Origin of the sequence: Variovorax sp. V35, from assembly GCF_041154465.1 — a bacterium.
Taxonomy (GTDB): domain Bacteria; phylum Pseudomonadota; class Gammaproteobacteria; order Burkholderiales; family Burkholderiaceae_C; genus Variovorax; species Variovorax boronicumulans.
The window spans coordinates 6827433-6847309 of sequence record NZ_AP028666.1 but is presented as its reverse complement, the minus strand read 5'-3'; the positions used below and the strand labels follow the sequence as shown (position 1 = coordinate 6847309).

The window sequence follows — 19877 nt, the reverse complement described above, 5'->3', positions numbered from 1 at the left end:
CCGGCGCTATCCTGCGCTGTCATACAACGTCGAACAACGAGGAGACCTGCCCATGCCTTCATTCGCCCCCCGGCACACCGTGCGTGCCCTTGCCACCGCCTGCCTGGGCACGGCGCTCCTGCTCGGGGCGTCGCAGGCCGCCGCGCAGGGCACCGTCAACGCGCTGTGCAGCACCGACGCGGGCTGGTGCGAGGCGGCCGCCACGGCCTTCACGCGCGAGACCGGCATCAAGGTGCAGCAGGCCCACAAGGGCACCGGCGAGATCGGTGCGCAGCTGCGCGCCGAAGCCGCCAACCCCAAGACCGACCTCTGGTGGGGCGGCACCGGCGACCCGTTCCTGCAGGCCGCCGAACAGGGCCTGCTCGAGCCGTACCGCCCGGCCTACATCAACGACCTGCACGACTGGTCGGTGCGCCAGTACGCCATGTCGCAGAACATGGTGGGCGGCTTCTACACGAGCGCCATGGGCTTCGGCTTCAACACCGAGCTGCTGAAGAAAAAGAAGCTCGCCGAGCCCAAGTGCTGGGCCGACCTCATCAAGCCCGAGTACAAGGGCGAGATCGAAATCTCGCACCCCGCCACCAGCGGCACGGCCTACACCGTCATCGCGGGCCTGGTGCAGCAGATGGGCGAAGAACCGGCGTTCGACTACCTGAAGAAGTTGCACAAGAACGTCACCAGCTACACGCGCAGCGGCCAGGCCCAGGCGCCCAACGTGGCCAAGGGCGAGGTGGCGATCGGCGTGAGCTTCATCTTCGGCTTCGAGCGCTGGCGGCACGACAAATTTCCGGTGAAGACCGCCGCGCCCTGCGAAGGCACGGGCTTCGAGATCGGCGGCATCGCGCTCGTGAAGGGCGCGCGCAACAAGGAGAACGCCAAGCGCTACTACGACTGGCTCATGAGCCCCGCGGGCCAGTCCATCGGCGCCAAGGCCGGCAGCCTGCAGTCGCCGGCCAACAAGACCTTCAAGCCCGATCCGCGCATTCCGTCGATGGAGAGCGTGAAGCTCATCAAGTACGACTTCGAGAAGTACGGCAAGGCGGCCGAGCGCAAGCGGCTCATCGACCGCTGGACGCGCGAAGTCGAATCCCAACCGCGCTGAAAGCGCGGCGCTGAGCCGACAGCCGTGTGACAAAGTTCGCGCGGCCTTGCGCTCGTTGTTTTTTGGCGCGACAACCCCAGTTCATAAAGTTGGCAAGGCCGCCGCCCGCCACGGGCGGCTCGCCTTAGAATTTTTTGGCTTCGATCCCTTTCTTTCCCATGGCTGATTCCTCCAATACCAAACTCCCGTTCCAGGCTGAAGTCGCGCAACTGCTGCACCTCGTCACGCATGCGCTGTACTCCAACAAGGAAATCTTCCTGCGCGAGCTGATCTCGAACGCGTCCGACGCGTGCGACAAGCTGCGCTTCGAGGCGCTCGACCACCCCGCGCTCTACGAAGACCAGCCCGATCTCGACGTGCGCCTGACCTTCGACAAGGCCGCGCGCACCCTCACCATCACCGACAAGGGCATCGGCCTGTCGCGCCAGGAAGCCATCGACAACCTCGGCACCATCGCCAAGAGTGGTACCAAAGACTTCATGAGCCGCCTCAGCGGCGACCAGAAGGCCGACGCACAGCTCATCGGCCAGTTCGGCGTGGGCTTCTATTCGGGCTTCATCGTGGCCGACAAGATCACGGTCGAGTCGCGCCGCGCGGGCCTGCCCGCCGACCAGGGCGTGCGCTGGGTGAGCGGCGGCGCCGGCGACTTCGAGGTGGCCGACATCACGCGCGCCGCGCGCGGCACCAGCATCACGCTGCACCTGCGCGACGACGCCGACGAATACCTCAACGCCTGGAAGCTCAAGCAGATCGTCGGCAAGTACTCCGACCACATCTCCCTGCCCATCCTGATGGAAAAGGAAGAGTGGAAAGACGGCGAGAACGACCAGCCCGGCGACATGGCGAAGACCGGCGAGTGGGAAACGGTGAACAAGGCCAACGCCCTGTGGAGCCGCCCCAAGAAGGACATCACCGCCGAGCAGTACGAAGAGTTCTACAAGAGCATCAGCCACGACTTCGAGGCGCCGCTGGCCTGGAGCCACAACCGCGTCGAAGGCAGCACCGAGTACACGCAGCTGCTGTACATCCCGTCCAAGGCCCCGTTCGACCTGTGGAACCGCGACAAGAGCGCCGGCGTCAAGCTGTACGTCAAGCGCGTCTTCATCATGGACGACGCCGAGGCGCTGTTGCCCAACTACCTGCGCTTCGTGAAGGGCGTGATCGACTCGGCCGACCTGCCGCTGAACGTGAGCCGCGAGCTGCTGCAGGAAAGCCGCGACGTGAAGGCCATCCGCGAAGGCAGCACCAAGCGCGTGCTGTCGATGCTCGAAGACCTCGCGAAGAAGCAGAAGACCGCGCCCGAGAGCGGCGAAGGCAAGGTCGACGTGGGCTCGGGCGAATCGGTGCCCGCCCCCGAGCCGACCGAAGGCGTGACCGATGTGGTCGACAAGAACACCACCCCCGCCGCCGAAGCCGCCGCCGAGTACGCCGACGAATCGGGCAAGTTCGCCAAGTTCTACGCCGAGTTCGGCGCGGTGCTGAAGGAAGGCCTGGGCGAGGACATGGGCAACCGCGACCGCATCGCCAAGCTGCTGCGCTTTGCCTCCACCACGAGCGACGTCGCGAGCGTGAGCTTCGCCGACTACAAGGCGCGCATGAAGGAGGGCCAGGACGCCATCTACTACATCACGGCCGACAACCTCGCCGCCGCCAAGAACAGCCCGCAGCTCGAAGTCTTCAAGAAGAAGGGCATCGAGGTGCTGCTCATGACCGACCGCGTCGACGAGTGGGCGCTGAACTACCTCAACGAGTTCGACGGCACGCCGCTGCAGAGCGTGGCCAAGGGCGCGGTCGACCTGGGCAAGCTGCAGGACGAGGCCGAGAAGAAGGCCGCCGAGGAAGCCGCCGAGTCGTTCAAGCCGCTGCTCGAGAAGCTGAAGGAAGCGCTCAAGGACAAGGCCGAAGACGTGCGCGTGACCACGCGCCTGGTCGACTCGCCCGCCTGCCTCGTGGTGGAAGACGGCGGCATGAGCACGCAGCTCGCGCGCATGCTCAAGCAGGCCGGCCAGCCCGCGCCCGACCTCAAGCCCGTGCTCGAAGTCAACGCCGAACACCCGCTGGTGAAGAAGCTCGAAGGCTCCGCGCATTTCGACGACCTCGCGAACATCCTGTTCGACCAGGCCCTGCTGGCCGAAGGCGGCCTGCCGGCCGACCCGGCTGCCTACGTGAGGCGCGTCAACGCGCTGCTGGTGTGAACGCCCGGCCGCGCATCGTTCGTCGCGCAGCGGCTGCCACTTCGGCGCTGCTGCTGTTGCTTCTGGTGGGCGGCTGTTCGCACTATCACATCGGCATTCCGCTGGTGCCCGGGCTCTCGCTCGGGCTCGGTGCCACCAAGGACGGCAACTTCTCCGTCGGCCTGAACACCGGCTGGGGCCCGCTCGGCGCGGGCGTGGCGCTGCACGACAACGGCGCCGTCACTGGCTCGGCCAGCGTCGGTGTGGGCGTGGGTGTCGGCCCGATCGGTACCGGCGTAGGCGTCGGCAAGAGCGTGGTGCTGCACAACCCGTACGAGACGGCGGCGCCAGCGCCCGGGCAGGCGACGCCTGCGGTGGTGGTGCCTGCCGGCGCACCGGCTGCCACCCCTGTCACCGTTACCAAGGCAGGCGTCACGCGGCCGATGGCTTCGGCGCCGCAGCCGTCGCCACCGATCGCCGCCGCACCCGTGCCGGCGGCCCGCGTGTCCTACCGCGCCCCCGCTGCCAAAACAGCGGTCGTGGCCGGCGAAGCAGGCACGCCCGGCAACCCCATCGCGCCCTGATGGTCGCGCCCCTCCCACCCCTGACCGCGCCGCGGCCCGGCGCGAGGCTGCCCTTTCCATGAGTCTCAGTACCGAAGCCGTCCTCGCGCTCGCGCCGGACGACGCCTCCGCGAAGGCCGCCAAAGGCCTGCTCGCGCCCGCCAAGTGGCCCACGCTCGCGCATTCCGACGACGCCGTCTGGGGCGAATGCCAGGGCAGCGGCAGCAAGCCGTACCAGACGCAGGTCGACCTGTCGGGCCCGGTGTTCCGCTGCTCCTGCCCGAGCCGCAAATTCCCCTGCAAGCACGGCCTGGCGCTGATGCTGCTGCGCGCACAGAGCGAAGCCAGCTTCACCGCCGGCGCGCCGCCGCCGTGGGTGGCCGACTGGCTCGCCTCGCGCCGCGAGAAGGCCGAGAAGAAAGAAGCCCGCGCCGCCGAACCGGCGGCCGCGCCCGATCCCGCCGCGGCCGCCAAGCGCGACGCGCAGCGCTGGAAGCGCATCGAGGCCGGCGTGCAGGAGCTCGCGCGCTGGCTCGACGACCAGACCCAGCGCGGCCTGGCCGCGCTCGGCAGCGAGCAGGCCGAAGGCTGGGCCGCCATGGCCGCGCGCATGGTCGATGCGCAGGCGCCGGGGCTCGGCCAGCGCATCACGCAGGCGGCCGAACTGATCGGTGCCGGCGAAGGCTGGCCCGCGCGGCTGCTCGACCGGCTGGGCCGGCTGCAACTGATCGTCGATGCGGTGCCGCGCCGCGACAGCCTCTCGCCCGCCACGCGCGCCGACCTGCGCGCCGCGCTCGGCTGGCCGCAGGACCGCGAGGCGCTGCTGGCCGACGGCGAACGCGTGAGCGACCACTGGCTCGTGCTGGGCCAGTGCCTGGACGAGCGCGACACCAAGCTGGTCGAGCGCCATGTGTGGCTGCAGGGCCGCGCGAGCGGACGCCGCGCGCTGCTGCTCGACTACTCGCACGGCGGGCGCGGCTTCGAGACCGGCTGGGTCAGCGGCAGCGAACGCGCGGCCGTGCTGTGCTTCTATCCCGGCCATGCCTCGCAGCGCGCGGTGGTGGCCGAGCTGCCGGCCGAGGCCGCGTCGACCGCCGCACCGGTCGCCGCCTCCGACGAAGCCGGTGAATGGCTGCGCATGGCGCAACAGATCGCGGCCAACCCGTGGCAGCCGCTGCTGCCCCTGGTGTGGGCCGATGCCGTGCCCGCGCGGCATGGCGACCAGTGGTGGCTGCGCCTGGGCGCCGCGTCGCAGGCCCTGCCGATGCAACTGGCGGCGACCGAAGCCTGGCAGCTGCTGGCGCATTCGGGCGGTGCGCCGCTGCGCGTGTTCGGCGAATGGGACGGCGAACAGTTCGCGCCGCTCACGGCGTGGGCCGCCGAGGGCGCGTGTGCGCCCGTCTGGACCTTGAGCGGAGCGCGGACATGAGCCACTGGAACACCTTGCTGCAGACGGCCCTCGTCGGTACCGCACGCCAACCCGTGCCGGCGGCCGACGGCATGGCCGGCGACTTCGGCGCGCTGCTGCAAGCGCTGCAACAACCCACGGACACCGCGCAGGGCGTGCTGCTGCGCGTCGCGGGCGCCGTGGCCGTGGGGCGTCGCGCGGGTTTTGTCGCGCCGGGCTTGCCCGCCGACGACGCACCGCCTGCCGCCAACGATTCCTCTCCCGCGCTCGGCGACCCCGCCTTGCTCGCCGTGATCGCCGATGCACTCGCCGCCGGCCCGCAGCGCCTGCAGCACGAAGTGCTGGCCGTGCTCTCGACCGCTGGCTGGCGCCTGCCACCGAGCCTGCTGCCCGCCGCGCTCGATGCCGGCCGCCGCGACACCGCACTGCGTCCCGCCGTCGTGCTCGCACTCGGCGAGCGCGGGCGCTGGCTGTCCGCGCGCAACGACGACTGGCGCTACGCCGTCGGCGCCAGCGCGCAGGCCGACACGCAGACCCGCTGGGACGAAGGCAGCATCGACCAGCGCCGCGCCGTGCTGGCCGAGCAACGCCGCGACGACCCGGCCGGCGCGCGCGAACGCCTCGCCGCCGAGCTGCCGCAGCTGCCCGCCAAGGAACGCGCCGTGCTGCTCGGTGCACTGGCCGAGAACCTTGGCCCCGACGACGAAGCGCTGCTCGAAGCCCAGCTGAAAGACCGCGCGCGCGATGTGCGCCAGACCGTGGTCGAGCTGCTGCAGCGCCTGCCGGCCAGCGCGCACGTGCGGCGCGTCGAGGCCTTCCTTGCGCCGTTGCTCTCATCGCAAGGCGCGACGTGGCAACTGAACGCCCCCGAAGCCGCCGACCCGCGCTGGAAGGACGACGCCATCGACGCCACGCGCCCCACGCACGACAGCCTCGGCGAGCGCGCGTGGTGGCTCTACCAGCTCGTGCGCCAGATGCCGCTTTCCTGGTGGACCGCGCGCACCGGCCTGACGCCCGCTGCATTGCTCGACTGGGCCGCCAAGGGCGACTGGCACGACGCGCTGCTGCGCGGCTGGAACGAGGCCGTGCTGGCCGCGCCGGATTTCGACTGGTGCGACGCGCTGCTCGACCGCCCGCGCGCCCACCGCGGCGGCGTGGGCCCGCTGCTGGCGCTGCTGCCGCGCGAGCGCCGCGAGCGCCACTGGGCGACGCAACTCGGCGATGCGGGGCAGGGCGTGCAGGACGTCGTCGCGTTCGCCGACCAGGCCTGCGCGCCCGGCGACACGCCCTCGGCCGCGCTGTCGCTGCGCATCGCCCAGGCGCTGCGCATGCGCGTCGAGCGCGGCGACCTCGTCAACGACTACGTGCTGCGCCAGGTGCTCGGCACCGCCGCCGCGCTGCTGCACCTCGATGCGCTGGCGCTGCTGGCCGACCTGCCGCGCGCGGCCGAGGAAAGCCCCGGCCTCGCCAACGCACTGGCCGACACCGCGCGCATCGTGCGCGCGCGCCGGCTGGTCGCCACGCTTCCTTCTTCTTCCTCTTCTTCTTCACTTTCAACCTCTTCCCAAGGCCGTCCATGAGCAATGTCCTGCGCCAGCATGCCGAACAGCAATTCGCCGAAGAACTCGAAGCGCTCCAGAAGGTCGACGACCGCCAGCGCCCGGCCAACTGGAAGCTCTCGCCCTGGGCCGTGCTCACCTACCTGATGGGCGGCAAGCTGGCCAACGGCTTCGAGGTCAGCCCCAAGTACATCGGCAATTCGCGCCTGATGGAAATCGCCGTGTCCACGCTCGCCACCGACCGCGCGCTGCTGCTGTACGGCGTGCCGGGCACCGCCAAGTCGTGGGTGTCGGAGCACCTGGCCGCCGCCGTGAGCGGCGACTCGACCATGCTGATCCAGGGCACCGCCGGCACCAGCGAAGAACAGCTGCGCTACGGCTGGAACTACGCCGAGCTGCTGGCCCATGGCCCGTCTGAAAAGGCGCTGGTGCCGAGCCCGCTGGTGCACGCCATGCGCCTGGGCAAGATCGCGCGCGTCGAAGAACTCACGCGCATCCCGGCCGACGTGCAAGACTCACTGATCACCGTGCTCTCGGAAAAGACGCTGCCCGTGCCCGAGCTCGGCACCGAGGTGCAGGCCACGCGCGGCTTCTCGGTGATTGCCACCGCCAACAACCGCGACAAGGGCGTGAACGAACTGTCGAGCGCGCTCAAGCGCCGCTTCAACACCGTGGTGCTGCCCGTGCCGTTGAGCGAGGCCGAGGAAGTGCAGATCGTCGTCAAGCGCGTCGGCGAACTGGGCCGCGCGCTCGCGCTGCCGGCCGAACCGCCCGCGCTGCAGGAAGTGCGCCGCGTGGTGCAGATCTTCCGCGAGCTGCGCAACGGCCAGACCGAAGACGGCAAGACGCGCATCAAGTCGCCCACCTCCACGCTCTCGACCGCCGAAGCCATCTCGGTCATCAACAGCGGCATGGCGCTGGCCGGCCACTTCGGCGACGGCGTGCTGCGCTCGGCCGACGTGGCCTCGGGCCTGATCGGCGCGGTCATCAAGGACCCGGTGCAGGACCAGGTGGTGTGGAAGGAATACCTGGAGACCGTCGTCAAGGAGCGGGCCGACTGGAAGGACCTCTACCGCGCCTGCCGCGAACAACTCTGACGCGAGCCGGCGCATGAGCACGAGCGCGGCGCCTTCGCCGCTGCACTATTTCGGCATCCGCCACCACGGCCCTGGCTGTGCGCGCAGCCTGCTGCGCGCCTTCGAGTCGCTGCAGCCCGACTGCATCCTCGTCGAGGGCCCGCCCGAGGCCGAGCCGCTGCTGTCCTTCCTGGCGCATGCCGACCTGCAACCGCCGGTGGCGGTGCTGATCCACGCGAGCGAGGACACCGGCCTGGCCGCGTTCTATCCCTTCGCCACCTTCTCGCCCGAATGGCAGGCGCTGCAGTGGGGCGCCGCGCGCGGCGTGCCCACGCGCTTCATCGACCTGCCGCAGGCGCACCGCATGGCAATCGAGCAGGCTGCGCGCACGGCCGATGAGGCCAAGGCCGCAGAGCCTGAAGAAACACCGCTCGGCGATGACGAGACCGACACGGTGCCCGTCACCGAAACCGTCGAAGCTCCCGAGGAAGAACAGGCCGCCAACACGCTGCCCGACGACCCCTTCGACTGGCTCGCCCACGCCGCCGGCTATGCCGACGGCGAGAGCTGGTGGAACCACATGGTCGAGGAACGCGGCGACGGCGAAGACCTGTTCGGCGCCATCGCCGAGGCCATGACGGCCGTGCGCGCCGAAACGCCCGAAGACCGGCGCGGCGTGCGCGCGATGGAACGCGAGCAGCGGCGCGAAGCCTTCATGCGGCAATCGATCCGCGAGGCCGTCAAGGCCGGCCACCAGCGCATCGCCGTCGTCTGCGGTGCCTGGCACGTGCCCGCGCTGCAGGGCGCGGCCACCGCCAAGGCCGATGCCGCGCTGCTCAAGGGCTCGCCCAAGCTCAAGGTGCTCGCGACCTGGGTGCCGTGGACCTATCGGCATCTCACGAGCGCCAGCGGCTACGGCGCGGGCATCGATTCGCCGGGCTGGTACGAGCACCTGTGGCAGCAGGGGCACGAGGTGGCGGGGCGCAGCACCGGCTGGCTCGCACGCGTCGCACGCTTGCTGCGCGAGCACGACCTCGACTGCTCCTCCGCCCACCTCATCGAGGCCACGCGCCTGGCCGACACGCTGGCCGCGTTGCGCGAGCGCCCCGCGCCCGGCCTGCCCGAGCTCGACGAGGCCGTGCGCAGCGTGATCTGCATGGGCGAGCAGGCGCCGCTCACGCTCATCCGCGAGCGCCTCACGGTCGGCGACCGCATGGGCCAGGTGCCGGCCGACGTGCCCACCGTGCCGCTGCAGCGCGACCTCGAACAGGCGCAGAAGAGCCTGCGCCTGAAGCCCGAGGCCACCGCGAAGACGCTCGACCTCGACCTGCGCCAGCCCAACGACCTGGCGCGCAGCCATCTGCTGCACCGCCTGCGCCTGCTCGACCTGCCGTGGGGCGAGGTCACCGCCGGCCAGCGCGCGAGCCGAGGCACCTTCCACGAGGTGTGGCAGCTGCAGTGGCAGCCCGAGTTCGCGCTGCGCGTCATCGAGGCCAGCCGCTTCGGCGCGACCGTGGCGCACGCCGCGAGCGCGCGCGTGATGGAAGGGCTCGCGGCCGAGACCTCGCTCACCGCACTGGCCGAGCAGGTCGACACCGTGCTGCTGGCCGACCTGCCCGTGGCCGTGCAGGCCGTGACCCGCGCGCTCGAAGACCGCGCCGCGCTCACCGGCGACGCCGTGCAGCTCATCGGCGCCGTGCCGCCGCTGGCCAACGTGTTCCGCTACGGCAGCGTGCGCCAGACCGACAGCGCGCTGCTCTCGCACGTGCTCGACAGCCTCATCGTGCGCGGCGCCATCGGCCTGCCGATCGCGTGCGGCGCGCTCGACGCCGAAGCCGCCGAGTCGCTGCGCACCCGCCTCATCGGCGCGCACGACGCGGTGCGCCTGCGCGACGGCGAAGAAACGACCACCGCCTGGCGCAACGCATTGCGCGCCATCGCCTTCGGCGAAACCGGCGCGCCGCTGCTGCGCGGCGTGAGCTGCCGGCTGCTGCTCGACGACGCGCAGATCGACAGCGACGGCGCCTCGCAGCAACTCGCGCGCAACCTCTCGGCCGGCGCGCCGCCCACCGATGCGGCGGCCTGGCTCGAGGGCTTTCTCAACCGCAACGCGATGGTGCTGCTGCACGACGATGCCGTGTGGTCGCTGGTCGACGGCTGGCTCGCGGGGCTCGGCGAAGAACACTTCGTGCAGGTGCTGCCGCTGGTGCGGCGCAGCTTCGCGGACTTCTCGGGCGCCGACCGGCGCGCGCTCGGCGAACGCGCCAAGCGCGGCGCGGTCGGCGGCACCTTGCCGTCCGCCGTGGCCGCCACCGACTGGGACGAATCACGCGCGGTGCTCGCGCTGCCGCTGCTGCGGGAACTGCTGGGAGTGAAGGCATGAGCGCGAATCCAACGCCCACCGACGACGAAGAAACCCTGCCGCCCACCGACCGCCTGCAACGCTGGCGCCTCGTGCTCGGCAGCGAAGCCAACGCGAGTTGCGGCGCCATCGAAGGCCGCGTGCGCGAGATCGACCAGGCACTCGCCGCGCTCTACGAAGCCGATGGCCGGCGCGGCCTGGGCCAGGGCGGGCAGCGCGGCGGCCGGGGCGATTCGGCGCCCAGCGTGGCACGCTGGCTCGGCGACATCCGCAAGTACTTTCCGAGCCAGGTGGTGCAGGTGATGCAGCGCGACGCGATGGAGCGCCTGAACCTGCGCCAGATGCTGCTGCAGCCCGAGATGCTCGAGAACGCGCAGCCCGACGTGCACCTGGTGGCCAACCTCGTGGCGCTGGCGAGCGTGATCCCGGCCGGCACCAAGGACACGGCGCGCGCCGTGGTGCGCAAGGTGGTCGACGAGCTCATGAAGAAGCTCGAGGAGCCGATGCGCAGCGCCGTGAGCGGCGCGCTCAACCGCAGCCAGCGCAACCGCCGCCCGCGCCATTCGGAGATCGACTGGCACCGCACCATCCGCGCCAACCTGCGCCACTGGCAGCCCGAGTACCGCACCGTGGTGCCGCAGACGCTGGTGGGCTACGGGCGCAAGGCGCGCCAGCCGCAGCGCGAAGTGATCCTGTGCATCGACCAGAGCGGCTCCATGGCCGCGTCGGTGGTCTATTCGAGCATCTTCGGCGCGGTGATGGCGAGCCTGCCGGCGGTGTCGACCAAGCTGGTGGTGTTCGACACTGCCGTGGTCGACATGACCGAGCAGCTGCAGGACCCGGTCGACCTGCTGTTCGGCGTGCAGCTGGGCGGCGGCACCGACATCAACGGCGCCGTGGGCTACTGCCAGACGCTGGTGCGCGAGCCGCGCAACACCATCCTGATCCTCATCTCCGACCTGTACGAAGGCGGCGTGGAAGACGGCCTGCTGCGCCGCGCCCACCAGCTGGTGGAGGCCGGCGTGCAGTTCATCGCGCTGCTGGCGCTCAGCGACGAGGGCGCGCCCTCGTACGACCGCGACCTGGCCGCCAAGCTCGCTGCGCTGGGCGTGCCCTCGTTCGCCTGCACGCCCGATGCGTTCCCCGGCCTCATGGCCGCGGCCATCAAGCGCGAGGACGTGTCGACCTGGGCCGCGGGGCAGGGCCTGAAGACCAGCCGGGCCGCGCCGTGACGCCGCGCCGCCTGCCGGACCTGAAACGGCGGCGGCTGGCCGCATTCCTGGGGCTGGCGGCGGGCACCGCCTGGGCACAACAGCCCGACGACACCGCGCGGCCGATCCGCTGGATCGTGCCGTTCCCGACGGGCGCGATCGCCGACGTCGTCGCGCGCGCCATCGGTGCCCAGCTCACCATCGACACGGGCCAGCCGGTGCAGATCGAGAACCGCCCTGGCGGCAACACCGCGCTCGCCGCCCTCGAGGCCGCGCGCGCACCGGCCGACGGCCACACCGTGCTGTCGGCCGACAACGGCATGTGGGTGTTCAACCCGGCGCTGTACCGCAGCCTGAGCTACAGCCCGTCGCGCGATTTCACGCCGGTCACGCAACTGGTGCGGCTGCCGATGGTGCTGCTGGTCGGCCCGGCCAGCGGCGTGCGCGATGCGCGTGCCTTCATCGAGGACGCGCGCGCCTTTCCGGGCCGCTTCAGTTTTGCCTCGGCCGGCAACGGCAGCGCGCAGCACCTCGCGATGGCGCTGCTGGCGCGCGAGGCCGGGCTGGAGATGGTGCACGTGCCCTACCGCAGCGCCGGGCCCGCGCTGGTCGAGGTGGCGGGCGGCCAGTTGCCGTTCGCGATGGGCGAGCTCGCCACGGCGCGCCGCTTCATCCAGGGCGGCCGGCTGCGCGTGCTGGCGGTGGCGAACCCTGCGCGCCTGGCGCAATGGCCGGGCGTGCCGACCTTCGCGGAACTGGGCCTGCCGAAGGTCGAGGCCGCGATCTTCCATGGCCTCGTGGCGCCCGCGGGCACGCCGCTCGAGGTGGTGGCGCGGCTGCAGCGCACGGTGGCCAGTGCGCTGCACAACCCGGTGGTGCAGCGCCGCCTGGCCGAGGCCGGCGTCGAGCCGGTGGGCGGCACGCCGGCCGAGTTCGAAACGCTGCTGGCGCGCGAGTCGGCGCGCTGGCATCCGCTGATCCGCGCGCTCAAGCTCTCGCTCGACTGAGCGCGCGACAGATCAGCGCTCCGCGCTGTCGTCGCTCGGCAGGAAGGCGTCGCCCGGCGTCAGCGGCGCATGGCGGTAGCTGGCCGGCGTGCGGCTGAGCTTCACCGGCGCGCCGATGCCGCGGTAGCCGCCTTCCATCTCCACCACCATCTCGCGGTGCAGCGTGTGCGGGTGCTGCAACGCCGCCGCCACCGGCAGCACCGGCGCGGCGGGCACGCCGGCGGCCATCAGTTGGTCGACCAGCGTGCGGCCGTCGAAGGCGGCGAGGGCGGCTTCAAGCTGCTGCTTGAGGCCGTCGCGGTTCACCGAGCGTGCGCCGGCGGTGCGGTACAGCGGGTCGTCGGCCAGCGCGGGCAGGCCGATGCAGCGGCAGAAGCTCGCGAACTGGCGGTCGTTGCCCACGGCCACGAAGATCGGGTCGGTGCCCGTGGCCAGCGCGTCGTAGGGGTAGATGTTGGGGTGCGCGTTGCCCGTGCGGCGCGGCGCCGTGCCGTCCATGAACCAGTTGGCCGCGTGCGGGTGCAGCAGCGAGAGACCGCTGTCGTACAGCGCCGCCTCCACGAACTGGCCGCGTCCGCTGCGGTGGCGCTCTTGCAGCGCGAGCAGCACGCCGATCACCGCGTTCAGCCCCGTCACCATGTCGACCACCGGCAGGCCCACGCGCAGCGGGCCGCCGTCGGCCTCGCCGTTGATGCTCATGATGCCGGTCATGGCCTGCACGGCGGCGTCGTAGCCCGGCAGCGCGCCCAGCGGGCCGTCGGCGCCGAAGCCCGACACGCGGCACCACACGAGGCGCGGAAAGCGCTGCGACAGCGCCTCGTAACCGATGCCCCAGCGTTCCATCGTGCCGGTCTTGAAGTTCTCGATCAGCACGTCGGCCTCGGCCACCAGCGCCAGCAGCGCCTCGCGGCCTTCCTCGGTCGAGAAGTCCAGGTGCTGCACGCGCTTGTTGCGGTTCAGCCCGTGGTAGTACGAGGCCACGCCTTCCTTGAAGGGCGGGCCCCAGGTGCGCGTGTCGTCGCCCTGCGGCGGCTCGACCTTGAGCACGTCGGCGCCGTGGTCGCCGAGGATCTGGCCGCAGTAGGGGCCGCCGAGGATGCGCGAGATGTCGAGCACGCGGATGCCCGCGAGGGCGCCGGTCGAAGGGGAAGCGGTGGTCATGGGGTGGACTCGGAAGAAGAGGGAGCGGTGCGCGGCACCAGCTTGAAGGTGCCGGTGGCCAGCGCGAGCAGCTCGCCGTCGGCGTTGCGCGCCTCGCCGCGCGCGAAGCACATCGCACGGCCGCGCCGCTCGCACACGGCGGTGGCGATCACGTCGCCGGCGCAGGGCGCGGTGTAGTGCACCGTGATGTCGACGGTGACCACGCCGAAGGCCGTGGGCGCGTGGGAGCGCACGGCGCTGGAGAGCGCGCAGTCGAACAGCACGGCGATCGCGCCGCCGTGCACGTCGCCGCGGCTGTTGGTGTGGTTGGCGCTGTAGGGCATGCGCACGCGTGCGCGCTCGTCGCCGATGGCCTCGCCGCGCAGCGCGAAGGCGCGCGCCATCGGCATGGGCAGGCCGAACAGCACGCCGGGCGGCTCGTTGGTGAAAGCGGGGTCCTGCATGCGGCGCACTCCGTGATCAGTCGAGCAGGCCGCGCTGGCGCAGGCGCGCCACGCGCTCCTTCTCGCGCGCGGTGGTGGCCAGCGCGTAGCGGCGGTACTGCTCGGGGTCCATCGCGTTGGCCTGCTGGTTCAGCTGCTCCAGCACGCGCAGGCCGGCGGGCGATGCCAGCGCCTTGCGGAAGGCGTCGTGCACGGTCTTCACGCGCGCCGGGTCCATGCCGGCGGGGCCGGCGATGCCGTAGGGCGAATCGATGACCGCGTCCACGCCCTGTTCGCGCAACGTGGGCACCTGCGGGTAGCGCTTGACGCGTTGCGGCGTGAGCATCACGAGGTAGCGCATCTTGCCCGCGTCGATGTGCGGCACGGCCACGCCCGACAGCGGCGCGGCGTCGATGTGGCCGCCGAGGATGGCGTTGGTCACTTCGGCGTCGCCCTTGAAGGGCACCATGTTGAGCTGGACCTTCGCCATCTCGGCGGCCTCGTCCATCACGATGCGCGGCGTGCCCACGGCGCCGGTGGCGCCCACGTTGAGCTTGCCCGGGCGGCGCGCGGCGTCGGCCGCGAAGTCCTGCCAGGTCTTCCACGGCGCGTCGGCCTTCACCGCGAGGCCGAAGGTGTAGTCGGACAGCATCACCACGTACGAGAAACTGCGCGCGGGGTCGAAGGCCACCTTGTTGATGAAGGGCTCGCGGTAGACCGAGGCCGGCAGCACGGCCAGCGTGTAGCCGTCGGGCGCGGCGCGCACCAGCGCGGCGGCGCCGTTGGTGCCGCTCGCGCCGGGGCGGTTGTCGAGCACCACGGGCTGGCCTAGGGCCTTACCGGCTTCTTCTGCCACGGCGCGCAGGTGCTGGTCGGTGGGGCCGCCCGCGGCATATGGAACGATCAGCGTGACGGGGCGTTGCGGGTAGGTCTCTGCGGTGGCGGCGCCGGCGGCGGTGAACAGCGCGGCGAGGGCGATCAGGCGTGACAGCCGTTGCGTCTTCATCTTCTTGTCTCCTTGTTTTTCTTGTGAGCCGTGGCGGTCAGTCGAGCTGCGCGCCGGACTTCTTCACCACGTCCTTCCACTTGGCCGTTTCGCTGCCGATGAACTGCGCGAGCTTCTGCGGCGAGGTGTCCGCCGTGGCTTCCAGGCCCTGCGCGGCGAACATCTGCTTGACCTTCGGCGAGTTGAGCACCTCGGCGAACGCGTGGTTGAGTTTGGTCACGCGGTCGGCCGGCGTGCCGGCGGGCGCAACGATGCCGAAGAACACGTTCACGTCGTAGGGCTTGTGCAGCTGCTCGGTGATGGTGGGCACCTCGGGCAGCGCCTGCGAGCGCGCCGAGGTGGCCACGCCGAGTGCGCGCAGCTTGCCGGCCTTGACGTAGGGCAGCGCGGTGAGGATGTCGGTGAAGGTCATGCTGACCTGGTTGCCCAGCAGGTCGTTGAGCGCCGGGCCCGTGCCCTTGTAGGGCACGTGCAGCAGGTCGGTGCCGGCCACCGAGTTGAACAGCACGCCCGCCAGGTGCGACGAGGCGCCGTTGCCCGACGAGGCGTAGCTGAGCTTGCCCGGGTTGGCCTTGGCATAGGCGACCAGCTCGGCCACGTTCTTCACCGGCAGGGCCGGGTTCACCACCAGGATGTTCGGCAGGTAGCCGACCTGGATCACGGGCGCGAAGCTCCTGGTCGGGTCGTAGCTGATCTTGCGGTACAGGCTCACGTTGATGGCCAGCGGGCCCGAGGTGCCGAACAGCAGCGTGTGGCCGTCGGCCTCGGCGCGCGCCACGTAGTCGGCGCCGATGTTGCCGCCGGCGCCCGCGCGGTTCTCCACGATCATGGGCTGGCCGAGCTTGTCGCGCAGCTCGGCGGCGAGCGTGCGCGCCATCGCGTCGGTCGGGCCGCCGGGCGGGAAGGGCACGACCAGCGTCATGGGCTTGGTCGGGAAGGCGCCGGGCTGGGCGTGCACGGCGGGCGTGGCTGCCAGCAGCAGCGCGGCGCAGGCGGTGCCGAGGATGAGGCTGAGTCGTTGTCGCATGGGTGGTTGTCTCCGTTGTTCTCGAAAAAGGGGCTCAGGCGGCCGTGCGCACCAGGGCGGCGTGCCAGTCGGCGGGCAGTGCGTCGGGCGCCAGCGGATCGCGCGGCAGCACGCGGTGCAGCAGCACCAGCTGCGCCCAGCGCAGGCGCGCGGCGGAACCCCCGGCCGAGGCCTCCCACGCCATCGCGGCGGCACTCGTGCAGTGGTACAGCGCCGAGGCGGCCTGGCGCGCGAGCACGTCGCCGCCTTCGCGCGCGGCGGTCTCGGCCAGGGCGCAGGCGCGCGCCATGGTGTCGCGCAGCGCGGCGGCGAAGGCCGGCGTGAGTTCGGTGGCGTCGCCGATCAGCTTCTCGACGTGCGCACGCAGCACGGGCAGCGAGCCTTCGCGCTTCACGGCGCGGATCACGTCCAGCGCGACGATGTTGCTGGTGCCTTCCCAGATCGAGCCCAGGTGCGCGTCGCGCACGAGGCGCGGGTCGCTCCACTCCTCGATGTAGCCGCAGCCGCCGCGCACTTCCATCGCGTCGCCCGTGACCTGGCGCGCATCGCGGCAGGCGCGGAACTTGATGAGCGGCGTGAGGATGCGCAGCAGCGCATACGCATCGGGCTCGCCGGCGTCGGAGCGCGCGAGCGCCTGCGCGGTCTGGCAGACCATGGTGCGGGCCTGCTCGGACGGCACGCGCAGTTTGTCGAGCTGGCGCTGCATCAGCGGCATCTGCTCGAGCGCGCGGCCGAAGGCACGGCGCTCGGAGGCGATGTACTCGGCCTCGGCCACCGCGCGGCGCATCAGGCCGGCGGAACGCACGCCGTTGGACAGGCGCGAGTTGTTGACCATGTCGGCCATCTGCTGGAAGCCGCGGCCTTCCTCGCCCACGAGGTAGGCCACCGCGCCTTCGAGGCGGATCTCGCCGCTGGCCATCGAGCGCGTGCCCAGCTTGTCCTTGAGCCGGATGATGCGGTAGTGGTTGAGGCTGCCGTCGTCGAGCTCGCGCGGCAGCAGGAACAGCGACACGCCCTTCATGCCCGCGGGCGCGTCGTCGGCGCGCGCCAGCACCATCGCAAAGCCGGCGTCGGGGTTGGAGCAGAACCACTTGTCGCCGGCCAGGCGCCAGCTGCCGTCGGCCTGGCGCTGCGCGGTGGTGGCGGTGGCGGCGATGTCGGAGCCGGCGGCTTGCTCGGTCATGAACATCGCGCCCTGCGCGAGCTCGTCGAAGTCGAGCGAGGTCAAGCGCGGCAGGTACTTGGCGACCAGCTCGGGCGCGCCGAACTTCTTCAGCGTGCGCGTGAGCGAGTCGGTCATCGAGACCGGGCAGCACAGGCCGAACTCGGCCTGCACGAACAGGTAGGTCAGCACGTACTTGACCAGCGGCGGCATCTTGCCGGCCCAGCCCAGCGTCTCGTCGCGGTGCGAGATGGCGGCCAGGCCGAACTCGCTGAGCGCCAGGCGCTCCATCTCGACATAGGCCGGGTGCTTGATGACCTTCTGCTCGTCGATGCCGGTGCGCGTGCGCTGCTTCAGCGTGGGCGGGTTGCGGTCGGCGGTGCCGGCCAGGTCGTCCAGCAGGCCGCCCGCCAGGCCGCCCAGGCGCTCGAAGTGCGGGCGCATGTGGGTGCGCAGGGCCTCGGGCAGGTACAGCGCGAGCAGCGTGTGCAGCTCGGTGTCGGTGGTGAAGAGGTTCTGGCCGTGGCGATCGGGGATCGGGTGCGCGGCGGCTGTGGCAGCGGAAGCAGCGGGTGTGGGCATGCGGGCGTCTCCTGGTTCGCCGCATTGTTGAGTTGGCAACGATCCGTGTCTAATATTGATTTGGTCTCGTACGATTTGATTTGACTATTCATGGAACTGCGGCACCTGCGCTACTTCTCCGTGCTCGCCGAAGAGCTGCACTTCGGACGCGCCGCGCGGCGGCTGGCCATTTCGCAGCCGCCGCTGTCGGTGGCGATCCGCCAGCTCGAAGACTCGGTGGGCGCGCGCCTGTTCGAGCGCAACAGCAAGGAGGTGCGGCTCACGCCGGCGGGCGAGGCGTTGCGAGTGTCGGCGCGGCGCGTGCTGCTGCAGGCCGAAGAAGCCGCGCTGGAGGCGCGCGACGTGGCCACCGGTTCGGCGGGCCGGCTGCGCATCGGCTTCGTGGGTGCCATGCTCTACCGCGGCCTGCCGCCCGCGCTGCGCGCGTTCCAGGCGCGGCATCCGGCGGTGCGCATCACGCTGAGCGAACTCAACTCCGGCGTGCAGATCGCCGAGCTGCTGCACGACCGGCTCGACCTGGGCTTTGTCCACACCAGCCGCATGCCGGCCGAGCTGCAGCACCGGCTGCTGTTGTCGGAGCCCTTCGTGGCCTGCCTGCCCGCGGGCCATGCGCTGGCGCGCAAGCGCGTGCTGGCGCCGGCCGACCTGCGTGCGCAGCCCTTCGTGCTGTTCTCGCGCGAAGCCTCACCCGACTACCACGAGCGCATCCTGTCGATCTGCGCCGAGGCGGGTTTCCTGCCCGAGGTGCGCCACGAGGTGCGGCACTGGCTGGCCGTGGTGTCGCTGGTGTCGCAGGGCATGGGCGTGGCGCTGGTGCCGCAGGCGATGCGGCACTCGGCGCTGCGCGGCGCGGTGTTCCGCCCGCTCGACCGCGCGGTGGCGCAGTCGGAGGCTTACGGCGTGTGGCGCACCGGGCCGGTCAATGTGCTGGTCGAGCGGCTGCTCGAAGGCGTGGCGCAGAGCCTTGCCGCGAACGCCGTTCAGTGATCACGCGTAGAGCGGCTCTTCGGCCATCTGCTCGCACTGGTCTTCCAGCACGAGGATCTGGCCCTTCCAGTAGTCGCTGGAGCCGAACCACGGGAAGTTGATCGGGAAGATCGGGTCTTCCCAGCGGCGCGCCAGCCAGGCGCTGTAGTGGATGAGCCGCAGCGTGCGCAGCGGCTCGATGAGCGCCAGCTCGCGGCGGTCGAATTCGCGGAACTGCTCGTAGCCGTCGAGCAGGCCCGACAGCTGCGCCGTGCGCTGCGCGCGGTCGCCCGACAGCAGCATCCACAGGTCTTGCACCGCGAAGCCCGTGCGCGCGTCGTCCAGGTCGACGAAGTGCGGGCCGCCGCCGGGGCGGTCGGTGGGCGTCCACAGGATGTTGCCGGGGTGCACGTCGCCGTGCAGGCGCAGCTTGCGGGGCTTGAAGTCGGAGGCCGGCGGCTGCAGTGCCAGGGCGGTGGCGCGGACCATGTCCAGCGCCTCGTTGCAGGTCTTTTCCCAGTCGCGCTGCATGTCGAGCGGGATCTTGTCGTTCTCGAGCAGCCAGTCGCGCGAGTCCAGGCCGAAGGTCTGCAGGTCGAGCGCGGGGCGGGCCTCGAAGGGCTTGGCGCTGCCCACCGTGTGGATGCGGGCCAGGAAGCGGCCCACCCATTCGAGCACCTCGAAGTTGTCCAGCTCGGGCGCGCGCCCGCCGCGGTAGGGGCTCACGCTGAAGGCAAAGCCGGCGTGGTGGTGCAGCGTCTTGCCGTCGAAGGCCAGCGGCGGCACGGCCGGCACCTCGCCGGCGGCCAGTTCGAGCGAGAAGGCGTGCTCTTCGAGGATCTCGGCCTCGCTCCAGCGGCCGGGGCGGTAGAACTTGAGCACCACCGCAGGATGAGGGTTCGGGTCTTCCAGGTAGACCTGGTAGACCCGGTTTTCATAGGAGTTCAGGCCGGTGAGGCGGCCATCGCCGTGCAGGCCGAGTGTCGCGAGCGCGTCGAGCACCACGTCAGGCGTGAGGCTCTCGTAAGGATGGGTGTTCGCGGGCGCGACAGAAGAAGGGGTCATGCGGCGATTGTCGCCACATGGGCC

The 19877-nt window shown here is 71.2% G+C and carries 16 protein-coding genes; 10 read left to right on the top strand and 6 right to left on the bottom strand.

Annotation, left to right across the window (positions count from 1 at the left end; genetic code table 11):
- Nucleotides 1-52 precede the first annotated feature (52 nt).
- The 9 genes from ACAM42_RS31665 to ACAM42_RS31625 all read left to right on the top strand — a co-directional run bounded on the left by ACAM42_RS31665 (nucleotide 53) and on the right by ACAM42_RS31625 (nucleotide 12462).
- Nucleotides 53-1102, top strand: a complete 1050-nt coding sequence (locus ACAM42_RS31665) for an ABC transporter substrate-binding protein (protein WP_253252561.1) — start codon at nucleotides 53-55, stop codon at nucleotides 1100-1102.
- A 158-nt stretch (nucleotides 1103-1260) separates the two neighbouring features.
- Nucleotides 1261-3297, top strand: coding sequence for a molecular chaperone HtpG (gene htpG / locus ACAM42_RS31660; protein ID WP_369630513.1), 2037 nt, complete (start codon nucleotides 1261-1263; stop codon nucleotides 3295-3297).
- Nucleotides 3294-3860 carry a hypothetical protein gene (locus ACAM42_RS31655; RefSeq protein ID WP_369630512.1) on the top strand — a complete coding sequence of 189 codons (567 nt, stop codon included), beginning with the start codon at nucleotides 3294-3296 and terminating at the stop codon, nucleotides 3858-3860. The genes htpG and ACAM42_RS31655 overlap by 4 nt, the downstream gene beginning before the upstream one ends.
- A 58-nt stretch (nucleotides 3861-3918) precedes the next feature.
- Nucleotides 3919-5268 carry an SWIM zinc finger domain-containing protein gene (locus tag ACAM42_RS31650; RefSeq protein ID WP_369630511.1) on the top strand — a complete coding sequence of 450 codons (1350 nt, stop codon included), beginning with the start codon at nucleotides 3919-3921 and terminating at the stop codon, nucleotides 5266-5268.
- Nucleotides 5265-6827, top strand: coding sequence for a DUF5691 domain-containing protein (locus ACAM42_RS31645; protein WP_369630510.1), 1563 nt, complete (start codon nucleotides 5265-5267; stop codon nucleotides 6825-6827). The genes ACAM42_RS31650 and ACAM42_RS31645 overlap by 4 nt, the downstream gene beginning before the upstream one ends.
- Entirely contained in the window at nucleotides 6824-7903 is a 1080-nt protein-coding gene (locus ACAM42_RS31640) for an AAA family ATPase (RefSeq protein ID WP_369630509.1), read from the top strand. Before ACAM42_RS31645 ends, ACAM42_RS31640 begins: the two co-directional genes overlap by 4 nt.
- 13 nt (nucleotides 7904-7916) lie before the next feature.
- Nucleotides 7917-10265 carry a DUF5682 family protein gene (locus ACAM42_RS31635; protein ID WP_369630508.1) on the top strand — a complete coding sequence of 783 codons (2349 nt, stop codon included), beginning with the start codon at nucleotides 7917-7919 and terminating at the stop codon, nucleotides 10263-10265.
- Complete coding sequence (locus tag ACAM42_RS31630; RefSeq protein ID WP_369630507.1) at nucleotides 10262-11476, top strand: VWA domain-containing protein; 1215 nt, start codon at nucleotides 10262-10264, stop codon at nucleotides 11474-11476. Before ACAM42_RS31635 ends, ACAM42_RS31630 begins: the two co-directional genes overlap by 4 nt.
- Nucleotides 11473-12462 (top strand): Bug family tripartite tricarboxylate transporter substrate binding protein, encoded by a 990-nt coding sequence (locus tag ACAM42_RS31625; protein ID WP_369630506.1) that lies wholly within the window; start codon nucleotides 11473-11475, stop codon nucleotides 12460-12462. The genes ACAM42_RS31630 and ACAM42_RS31625 overlap by 4 nt, the downstream gene beginning before the upstream one ends.
- 12 nt (nucleotides 12463-12474) lie before the next feature.
- On the opposite strand, the gene ACAM42_RS31620 is transcribed toward ACAM42_RS31625, so the two are convergent.
- From ACAM42_RS31620 to ACAM42_RS31600, 5 genes are read right to left on the bottom strand one after another with little or no spacing between them, the layout of a single operon-like run.
- Nucleotides 12475-13623 carry a CaiB/BaiF CoA transferase family protein gene (locus ACAM42_RS31620; protein WP_369630505.1) on the bottom strand — a complete coding sequence of 383 codons (1149 nt, stop codon included), beginning with the start codon at nucleotides 13621-13623 and terminating at the stop codon, nucleotides 12475-12477.
- On the bottom strand, nucleotides 13620-14066 hold the full coding sequence (locus ACAM42_RS31615; RefSeq protein ID WP_369630504.1) for a PaaI family thioesterase: 447 nt from the start codon (nucleotides 14064-14066) through the stop codon (nucleotides 13620-13622). Before ACAM42_RS31615 ends, ACAM42_RS31620 begins: the two co-directional genes overlap by 4 nt.
- Nucleotides 14067-14082: 16 nt before the next feature.
- Nucleotides 14083-15051 (bottom strand): tripartite tricarboxylate transporter substrate binding protein, encoded by a 969-nt coding sequence (locus tag ACAM42_RS31610; protein WP_369630503.1) that lies wholly within the window; start codon nucleotides 15049-15051, stop codon nucleotides 14083-14085.
- A 37-nt stretch (nucleotides 15052-15088) separates the two neighbouring features.
- The gene (locus ACAM42_RS31605) at nucleotides 15089-16078 is read right to left on the bottom strand and encodes a Bug family tripartite tricarboxylate transporter substrate binding protein (protein WP_369630502.1); all 990 of its coding nucleotides are present in this window, start codon (nucleotides 16076-16078) and stop codon (nucleotides 15089-15091) included.
- 34 nt (nucleotides 16079-16112) lie between these two features.
- Nucleotides 16113-17822 (bottom strand): acyl-CoA dehydrogenase family protein, encoded by a 1710-nt coding sequence (locus tag ACAM42_RS31600; RefSeq protein WP_062481089.1) that lies wholly within the window; start codon nucleotides 17820-17822, stop codon nucleotides 16113-16115.
- A 90-nt stretch (nucleotides 17823-17912) separates the two neighbouring features.
- Here ACAM42_RS31600 and ACAM42_RS31595 point away from each other — a divergent pair, with 90 nt between their 5' ends.
- Entirely contained in the window at nucleotides 17913-18809 is an 897-nt protein-coding gene (locus tag ACAM42_RS31595) for a LysR family transcriptional regulator (protein ID WP_369630501.1), read from the top strand.
- Here the strand turns inward: ACAM42_RS31595 and ACAM42_RS31590 are convergent, their stop codons facing one another.
- A complete protein-coding gene (locus tag ACAM42_RS31590; RefSeq protein WP_369630500.1) occupies nucleotides 18810-19853 on the bottom strand; it encodes a serine/threonine protein kinase in 1044 nt (347 codons plus the stop codon). It lies immediately after the preceding gene.
- Between the last annotated feature and the right edge of the window lie 24 nt (nucleotides 19854-19877).

Excerpts from the sequence above, each read along its gene's own strand:
- htpG (WP_369630513.1), top strand. The coding sequence starts at position 1,261 with ATGGCTGATTCCTCCAATACCAAACTCCCGTTCCAGGCTGAAGTCGCG.
- ACAM42_RS31610 (WP_369630503.1), bottom strand. The coding sequence starts at position 15,051 with ATGAAGACGCAACGGCTGTCACGCCTGATCGCCCTCGCCGCGCTGTTC.
- ACAM42_RS31600 (WP_062481089.1), bottom strand. The coding sequence starts at position 17,822 with ATGCCCACACCCGCTGCTTCCGCTGCCACAGCCGCCGCGCACCCGATC.
- ACAM42_RS31615 (WP_369630504.1), bottom strand. The coding sequence starts at position 14,066 with ATGCAGGACCCCGCTTTCACCAACGAGCCGCCCGGCGTGCTGTTCGGC.
- ACAM42_RS31635 (WP_369630508.1), top strand. The coding sequence starts at position 7,917 with ATGAGCACGAGCGCGGCGCCTTCGCCGCTGCACTATTTCGGCATCCGC.
- ACAM42_RS31640 (WP_369630509.1), top strand. The coding sequence starts at position 6,824 with ATGAGCAATGTCCTGCGCCAGCATGCCGAACAGCAATTCGCCGAAGAA.
- ACAM42_RS31650 (WP_369630511.1), top strand. The coding sequence starts at position 3,919 with ATGAGTCTCAGTACCGAAGCCGTCCTCGCGCTCGCGCCGGACGACGCC.
- ACAM42_RS31595 (WP_369630501.1), top strand. The coding sequence starts at position 17,913 with ATGGAACTGCGGCACCTGCGCTACTTCTCCGTGCTCGCCGAAGAGCTG.
- ACAM42_RS31605 (WP_369630502.1), bottom strand. The coding sequence starts at position 16,078 with ATGCGACAACGACTCAGCCTCATCCTCGGCACCGCCTGCGCCGCGCTG.
- ACAM42_RS31630 (WP_369630507.1), top strand. The coding sequence starts at position 10,262 with ATGAGCGCGAATCCAACGCCCACCGACGACGAAGAAACCCTGCCGCCC.
- ACAM42_RS31645 (WP_369630510.1), top strand. The coding sequence starts at position 5,265 with ATGAGCCACTGGAACACCTTGCTGCAGACGGCCCTCGTCGGTACCGCA.
- ACAM42_RS31620 (WP_369630505.1), bottom strand. The coding sequence starts at position 13,623 with ATGACCACCGCTTCCCCTTCGACCGGCGCCCTCGCGGGCATCCGCGTG.
- ACAM42_RS31590 (WP_369630500.1), bottom strand. The coding sequence starts at position 19,853 with ATGACCCCTTCTTCTGTCGCGCCCGCGAACACCCATCCTTACGAGAGC.
- ACAM42_RS31665 (WP_253252561.1), top strand. The coding sequence starts at position 53 with ATGCCTTCATTCGCCCCCCGGCACACCGTGCGTGCCCTTGCCACCGCC.